The sequence below is a fragment of the Pseudomonas sp. XP1 genome, from assembly GCF_053557675.1.
In genome coordinates this window covers 238,527-245,832 of the sequence record NZ_JBNRIJ010000005.1, presented here as the reverse complement: position 1 = coordinate 245,832, position 7,306 = coordinate 238,527, and the positions used below count along the sequence as shown (strand labels likewise).

The following is a 7,306-nucleotide window of genomic DNA, read 5'->3' as shown; positions in this document are numbered from 1 at the left end:
CTGCGTCATTGGTGTCTGTCGGCTTGATGGGCTTAATTTTCTTCGGCACGGCTGATTTTCTTTGTTTGGCGAGAGTGGCTACAGAACTGCCACTGTAGTGCTGCCGCAGCCAAATGCCTATCTGTGAGGACTGTCCAAGGTCAAAGTGCGCCGCTGTCTGGCGCAGGGACAGGCGATGCTCAAGCATGTACTTGAGCACCCGCCGCTTGAATTCCTCGGTGTAGCGGCGACCATGCGAGCGAGGGCTGAGGCTGGCATCGACTTGGTAGCCAGCAACCCAGCGCCGAAGCAGGCTGAAATCGATGCCAAAGTGTTGTGCCACCTTGCGAAAGCCCCGGCTGCCCTCTAGGTAAGCGGTGATAGCCGTGAGCTTGAACTGCTCTGTGTATTTACCCATAGATCCCCCAAGGGTTGGATTGGTGTCCAACTTCTTGGGGGCAGTCCATACCTGTGGGAGCTGGCTTGCCGGCGATGGCTGCAAAGCAGCCCCGGAAACTCATCCGGTTGCCGCCAACCCAGCCAGCAGCAACCGCTGGTAAAGCTCTTCCTTCAACCCCTGCGGCTGATCCAGCTGCATCCGCACAAGGTGCCTCGCATAGCCCTCCGGCCCCGGCGCATCCAGCGCTGCCTTGCCCAGCTCCAATAGCTCGCTCAGCTTGAACTTGCTCTTCAACCAGTTCAGTGCCCGCAGCAAATCCCGCTCTTCAGCCGTAAAGTCCGTGCCCAGCGGATACTCCGGGAAAAACCGCGAGTGCCGCGCCCGGATTGCCTCCAGCCGCTGCGGCGTATTGTCGGCAAAGCACGCCTCCAGTTGAAAATCTTTGGCCAGCTTGCCGGCGTCCTTTGCCTGCTCGATCAGCCCCTGCTGGAACCGCGAATCACATACCGCCAGCAACCGCGCAATCACCTCGCTGTCGGTCTGCCCACGCAGGTCGGCAATGCCATACTCGGTCACAACGATATCGCGCAGGTGCCGGGGGATGGTGCAATGGCCATAGTTCCAGAACAGGTTCGAGGTCACCTCCCCACCCGCCTCACGCCAGCTGCGCAGCAGCAGGATCGAACGCCCACTCTCCAGCGCATGGCCCTGGGCGACGAAGTTGTATTGTCCGCCCACGCCACTGAGTACCCGACCATCCTCCAGCTGGTCGGCCACCCCAGCGCCGAGCAGGGTCATGCCGAATACAGTGTTGATGAAGCGCGCATCACGGCGTTGGCGGCGCTTGAGCTCCTCCTGCCCATACAGCTCGTTGATGAAGCTGATACGAGTCATGGCAAACCGTGCACGTTGCTCCAGTGGCATGTCGCGCAAGCGCTGGTAGAACGCTTGGGGGCCGAGGAAGAAACCGCCATGCAGCACTGCCGCCCCCTGCTCGTCCGCCGGGCGCCGCAACAGACCCGCTTCGGCCAGCGCCAGCAGGCCGTTGACGAACATCTCGCTGCAGCCGTAGAAGCCTTGGACGAAGGTGTCCAACCCCCCTTCCCGTTTGATCAGCGCTTGCCACGAGCCAGCACCCAGCGCGTCGAGCACGGCACGATAACCAGCGTTGTCACCCTGGCGCGCCAGCAATGCGGCAGCTACCGCATCGCCCATGGCACCAATGCCGATCTGTAGCGTGCCGCCGTCGCGAACCAGACTGCTGGCGTGCAGGCCAATGCAGTGGTCCTGGGTGTTGACCGGCATGTTCGGCGTGGAGAACAGGCGGCGTTGCTCGGCTGTATCGATCAGCAGGTCGAACGTATCGATGGGTAGCTCGGCGTCACCCGGCATGTAAGGCAGCTCGGCATGCACCTGGCCGAGCATGAGGATAGTCTCGCCGGCGGCGCGACGCTTGGCGATCATTGGCAGCAGGTCGAGGGTGATGTCGGGGTTGCAGGCCAGGCTCAGGTGCACCGGCCTCTCGGGGGTGGCGGCCACCAGCTGTGCGATCAGGTTCAGGCCCTTGGAGTTGATGTCGCGTGCGGCGTGGCTGTAGTTGCTGCTGATGTAGCTCTGCTGGGCCGACGCGCTGTGCAGCAGGCTGCCGGGCTGCATGAAGAACTGCTCGACGCGAACGTTGGATGGCAACGAGTCGTTGCGCAGGTCGGTGAGGTAGGCGAGTTCTTCGTAGTCGGCAAAAACGCGGTCGACAAAGGGTTCGAGAAAGCGCCGTTGCAAACCGTCACCCAGTGGCGGGCGGCCGAGGGACAGGGCCGTGTAGATGGTCAGCTGCCGTTCAGGCAGATCGCGGATGCGGGTGTAAAGCGCATTGACGAAGGCGTTGGGCTTGCCCAGGCCCAGCGGCAGGCCCATGTGGATGTGGGCTGGCAGGCGCGACAGGACTTGCTCGACGGCCTGGTCGATGGAGCAGAGGTGCATCGGGGCCTCCTGAGACATCCATGGGTTCAGGGGTTGGACATGGGCTTAGGTGGGTTGGTTGCCTGTGCCGGCCCGTTTGCGGCTAAAGCCGCTTGTATGGTGATACTTGAAGGGGTGGTTGGAGCGGCTTTAGCCGCGAAAGGGCCGGTACAGGCACCACAAAAACAAAGCCCGCCATCAATGGCGGGCCTCATGCAATTCAGCTGTTTCTCACAGCCCGGACATCTTCTTGATCGCCCCTTTCAGGTCATCATCCGAGCAGTCCGCGCAGGTGCCTTTCGGTGGCATGGCGTTGATGCCGGTAATGGCCTTGGCCAGGATGCCGTCCAGGCCGCCCTGGTGGTCGGCGCGTTCCTTCCACGCCGCGGTATCGCCAATCTTCGGTGCACCGAGCAGGCCGGAGCCATGGCAGGCATTGCAGTGCTTGGCGATGATCTCGTCCGGCGTCTTGGCACCACCGCCACCAGCGGCGGCGGCCACTTCCATGCCCTTGCACTCTTGGCCCTGGACGCACACCTGGCCAACCGGCTCCAGGCGCTTGGCGATGTCATCGCTGGTCGCAGCGGTTGCGCTCATTGCCCAGAGGGCGAATACGGCTGCTGGTACGGCCAGCATCTTCTTGATTTGGTTCACGCGAACACCCTCATGGTGGCTAATCACGCTCGCGGCCACGGATCGGCGAGCGTTGAAAAGTATAGCGGGAACCCAGAGGCCGTGAAACGACCCCACACAGGAAAGGGGTATTGCCGAATCAATGCACTGCGCTGGATCAAAAGTTTGAAGGCGTCGCCGCACTGATCAGCCGCGCCGGCCGGTCGAACGGGTTGCGAAAGCGGTGCGGGCGGGTGCTTTCGAAGTAGTAGCTGTCACCCTCTTCAAGGATGAAGATCTCGTTGCCGACCACCAGCTCAAGGCGGCCTTCAAGCAGGATGCCGGTTTCTTCGCCGTCGTGGGTAAGCATTTCGGCCCCCGTATCGGCACCCGGTGGATACACCTCGGTGAGAAAGGCGATGGCACGGTTGGGGTGCGACTTGCCGACCAGCTTCATGGTCACCGCACCGTCGGAGATGTCGATCAGCTCATGGGCCTTGTAAACGATCTGCGTGGGGCTTTCAGGTTCCAGTTCGACCGAAAAGAACTCGACCATGGACATGGGAATGCCGCTCAGCACCTTGCGCAGCGAGCTGATCGACGGGCTCACGCTGTTCTTCTCGATCATCGAGATGGTGCTGTTGGTCACGCCGGCACGCTTGGCGAGTTCACGCTGGGACAGGCCCTTGAGCTTGCGGATGGCTTGCAGTCGTTCGCCGACGTCCAAAGCTGGAGCCTCCTGAAACGGTGGAAAGGGGGGTGGATGTGAACGATATCATGGCAATGCCGTTCAGTATTTACAACACACCGCCCCTCAACCTGTCCGCTTCAGCGTGTCATTCGCCGACGTAGTCCCGAGGTACCCGCTTCAGGTTGCAGAAAATCTGGTACGGAATGGTACCCGCGTGCGCCGCCACTTCACTGGCCAGCACATGCTTGCCCCACAGTTCGACCGGACTGCCTACGGTGGCTTCCGGCACATCGGTCAGGTCGATACTGAGCATGTCCATCGACACTCGACCGATCAGTTGGGCGCGCTTGCCGGCGACCAGTACCGGGGTACCGTTGGGCGCCTGGCGTGGGTAGCCATCGGCATAGCCCATGGCAACGACGCCAACGCGGGTTGGCCTTGGGCTGACGAACTTGGCGCCATAGCCCACCGGCTCGCCGGCAGGCAGCTCGCGCACGCTGATCACCCGCGATTGCAGGGTCATCACCGGTTGCAAGCGCTCGGCCTCGGCCTGGGCCACTTCGAACGGAGTGGCGCCGTACAGCATCAGGCCCGGGCGCACCCAGTCGCTGGGGGCCTGCGGCCAGCCCAGCACACCGGGGGAGTTGCGCAGGCTGCACTCGGCGGCCAGGCCCTGGCGAGCGGCCTCGAACACGGCAATCTGCTGGGCGGTAGCGTCGGCCTCCAGTTCGTCGGCGCGAGCGAAGTGGCTCATCAGCACGATGCGCGCGACCTTGCCGCTGGCCAGCAGGCGCTGGTAGGCCTCGTGGTAATCCTTGGGGTGCAGGCCGACGCGGTGCATGCCGCTGTCGAGCTTGAGCCAGACGGTGAGCGGCTTGTGCAGCTGGGTCTTTTCGATCGCTTCCAGTTGCCACAGCGAGTGCACCACGCACCACAGGTCGTGCTCGGCGATCAGGGCCAGTTCGCTGGCTTCGAAGAAGCCTTCCAGCAGCAGTACCGGGGCCTTGATACCGGCGGCGCGCAGCTCCAACGCTTCTTCGATGCAGGCCACGGCAAAGCCGTCTGCTTCGGCCTCCAGGGCCAGGGCGCAACGCACGGCGCCGTGACCGTAGGCGTCGGCCTTGATCACGGCGAGGGCTTTGGCACCGGTCAGTTCACGGGCCAGACGGTAGTTGTGGCGCAGGGCCTGGAGGTCGATCAGAGCGCGGGCGGGACGCATGGCGGCTGCCTTATGGTGGTTCACAGGTTGAAAACGGTGTTGGGTTCTTCGCGGCTAAAGCCGCCCCCACAGGGGACCGCACAATGCCCAAGCACATGCGATCCCTGTGAGAGCGGCTTTAGCCGCGAAGAGGCCGGTGCAGGCTATTACTGCTGGTGAGCCGGCGCAGTCTGCCCGTGCTTGGCAACTTCCGGGCTGTTGCCATAACGGGAAATGTCCAGGCCTTCGGCACTGATCTGCGGCTTCTTGCGCGCAATCAGGTCGGCCAGCAGGCGACCGGAGCCGCACGCCATGGTCCAGCCCAAAGTACCGTGACCGGTGTTCAGGAACAGGTTGCGGAACGCCGTGGCACCAACGATCGGCGTGCCATCCGGGGTAGCCGGGCGCAGGCCGGTCCAGAAGCTGGCCTGGCTCAGGTCACCGCCGCGAGGATAAAGGTCGTTGACGATCATCTCCAGCGTTTCGCGCCGACGCGGGTTCAGCGACAGGTCAAAACCGGCGATTTCAGCCATGCCGCCGACGCGGATGCGGTTGTCGAAACGGGTGATGGCGACCTTGTAGGTCTCGTCGAGAATGGTCGAGGTCGGGGCCATGTCGCCGTTGGTGATCGGCACGGTCAGCGAGTACCCCTTCAGCGGGTACACCGGGGCCTTGATGCCCAGCGGCTTGAGCATCTGCGGCGAGTAGCTGCCCAGCGCCAGCACGTAACGGTCGGCGGTTTCCAGCTTGCCATCGATCCACACGCCATTGATACGGTCACCCGCAAAGTCCAAGCGCTGGATGTCCTGACCGAAACGGAACTCCACACCCAGCTTCACGGCCATTTCGGCAAGCTTGGTGGTGAACAGCTGGCAGTCGCCAGTCTGGTCGTTGGGCAGGCGCAGGGCGCCGGCCAGGATGTCCTTGACGCCAGCCAGGGCCGGCTCGACGCGGACAATGCCGTCGCGGTCGAGCAGCTCGTAAGGCACGCCGGACTGTTCCAGCACGGCAATGTCCTTGGCTGCGGCATCTACCTGGGCTTGAGTACGGAACAGCTGGGTAGTCCCCAGGCTGCGGTTTTCGTAGGCAATACCGGTTTCGGCGCGCAGCTCGTCGAGGCAGTCACGGCTGTACTCGGACAGTCGCACCATGCGCTCCTTGTTCACCGCGTAACGGCTGGCGGTGCAGTTGCGCAGCATCTGTGCCATCCACAGGTACTGGTCGACGTCGCCGGTGAGCTTGATGGCCAGAGGCGCGTGGCGCTCCAGCAACCATTTGATGGCCTTCAGCGGCACGCCTGGGGCGGCCCAGGGCGAGGCATAGCCGGGCGAGATCTGGCCTGCGTTGGCAAAGCTGGTTTCCATGGCCACCGCCGGCTGGCGATCGACCACCGTCACTTCGAAACCTTGTCGGGCCAGATAGTAGGCACTGGCGGTTCCGATCACACCGCTACCAAGTACCAGAACTCGCATCGTTTTATCCCTCGCACGCGGCGCGCCGCAGACTTTTATTGAAATGGCATGAATGCGCGCAGTATAGGAATTTGAACGCAGTGCAATTCACTATATAAAAGCCTATTATTGGCGAGAATTCTCGGCAAAATCGCCTTTCACGGAGGGGCATCCCCTATGAGAACCCAGCACCAGAGCAAGCGTGAACTGGACAAGATCGACCGTAACATCCTGCGTATCCTGCAGAATGACGGGCGTATTTCCTTCACCGAACTGGGCGAGAAAGTTGGGCTTTCCACCACCCCTTGCACCGAGCGGGTCCGCCGCCTGGAGCGCGAGGGCATCATCATGGGCTACAACGCCCGCCTGAACCCGCAGCACCTCAAGGGCAGCCTGCTGGTGTTCGTGGAAATCAGCCTGGACTACAAATCGGGCGACACCTTCGAGGAGTTCCGCCGCGCTGTGCTGAAGCTGCCCCACGTGCTGGAATGCCACCTGGTTTCAGGCGACTTCGATTACCTGGTGAAGGCGCGTATTTCCGAGATGGCCTCGTATCGCAAGCTGCTCGGCGACATCCTGCTGAAGCTGCCGCACGTGCGCGAATCGAAGAGCTACATCGTGATGGAAGAGGTGAAGGAGAGCCTTTGCCTGCCGATCCCGGACTGAGTCAGACCAGCACCTGGCGGGTGGTGGCAATGAACTGGTGGACCAGCTGCTCGGCAGCGGGTTCGATCATCTGTTCAGGGCCACGGCCACGCGGGCAGGCCAGCCGCGGGGTGGTGCCGAACAGGCGGCAGATCATCGGGCGTTCTTCATACACCGTGCAGCCGTTGGGACCCAGGTGCACACAGTCCAGGCGCTCCAGGGCGGCGTCCTGCTCGGCCTGGGACTTGCGCGGCAGGCGGGCCATTTCTTCCGCCGAAGTTGTGACCGGGCCGCAGCAGTCGTGGCAGCCGGGCTCGCACTCGAAGGAAGGGATGAGTTCGCGCAGGAAGTGGATCTTGTGGCGGTTGCAG

General features: G+C 62.8%; 8 protein-coding genes. 1 reads left to right on the top strand and 7 read right to left on the bottom strand.

Features of this window, described 5'->3' with window-relative positions:
* The 6 genes from ACK1U9_RS07460 to dadA all read right to left on the bottom strand — a co-directional run.
* Positions 1–397, bottom strand: a 397-nt coding sequence (locus tag ACK1U9_RS07460) for a transposase (protein ID WP_449109801.1), incomplete at its 3' end; no start/stop codon positions are given.
* A gap of 99 nt (positions 398–496) precedes the next feature.
* Positions 497–2,359, bottom strand: a complete 1,863-nt coding sequence (locus tag ACK1U9_RS07455) for an acetyl-CoA hydrolase/transferase C-terminal domain-containing protein (RefSeq protein ID WP_449109800.1) — start codon at positions 2,357–2,359, stop codon at positions 497–499.
* A 210-nt stretch (positions 2,360–2,569) separates the two neighbouring features.
* The gene (locus ACK1U9_RS07450; RefSeq protein WP_085601149.1) at positions 2,570–2,974 is read right to left on the bottom strand and encodes a c-type cytochrome; all 405 of its coding nucleotides are present in this window, start codon (positions 2,972–2,974) and stop codon (positions 2,570–2,572) included.
* 154 nt (positions 2,975–3,128) lie between these two features.
* A complete protein-coding gene (locus tag ACK1U9_RS07445) occupies positions 3,129–3,677 on the bottom strand; it encodes a cupin domain-containing protein (protein ID WP_013974777.1) in 549 nt (182 codons plus the stop codon).
* A 109-nt stretch (positions 3,678–3,786) separates the two neighbouring features.
* Complete coding sequence (alr, locus tag ACK1U9_RS07440) at positions 3,787–4,860, bottom strand: alanine racemase (protein ID WP_046613682.1); 1,074 nt, start codon at positions 4,858–4,860, stop codon at positions 3,787–3,789.
* 146 nt (positions 4,861–5,006) lie between these two features.
* Positions 5,007–6,311 (bottom strand): D-amino acid dehydrogenase, encoded by a 1,305-nt coding sequence (gene dadA, locus ACK1U9_RS07435; protein ID WP_046613683.1) that lies wholly within the window; start codon positions 6,309–6,311, stop codon positions 5,007–5,009.
* Positions 6,312–6,467: 156 nt separating this feature from the next.
* Here dadA and dadR point away from each other — a divergent pair, with 156 nt between their 5' ends.
* A complete protein-coding gene (gene dadR, locus ACK1U9_RS07430) occupies positions 6,468–6,956 on the top strand; it encodes a transcriptional regulator DadR (RefSeq protein ID WP_003258963.1) in 489 nt (162 codons plus the stop codon).
* A 1-nt stretch (position 6,957) separates the two neighbouring features.
* Here dadR and ACK1U9_RS07425 read toward each other — a convergent pair.
* On the bottom strand, positions 6,958–7,306 hold a 349-nt coding region (locus ACK1U9_RS07425), incomplete at its 5' end, for a YkgJ family cysteine cluster protein (protein ID WP_449109799.1).

Bases quoted from the DNA above. Each gene is read 5' to 3' on its own strand.
- ACK1U9_RS07455 (WP_449109800.1), bottom strand. From the start codon at position 2,359: ATGCACCTCTGCTCCATCGACCAGGCCGTCGAGCAAGTCCTGTCGCGC.
- ACK1U9_RS07450 (WP_085601149.1), bottom strand. From the start codon at position 2,974: ATGCTGGCCGTACCAGCAGCCGTATTCGCCCTCTGGGCAATGAGCGCA.
- alr (WP_046613682.1), bottom strand. From the start codon at position 4,860: ATGCGTCCCGCCCGCGCTCTGATCGACCTCCAGGCCCTGCGCCACAAC.
- dadA (WP_046613683.1), bottom strand. From the start codon at position 6,311: ATGCGAGTTCTGGTACTTGGTAGCGGTGTGATCGGAACCGCCAGTGCC.
- dadR (WP_003258963.1), top strand. From the start codon at position 6,468: ATGAGAACCCAGCACCAGAGCAAGCGTGAACTGGACAAGATCGACCGT.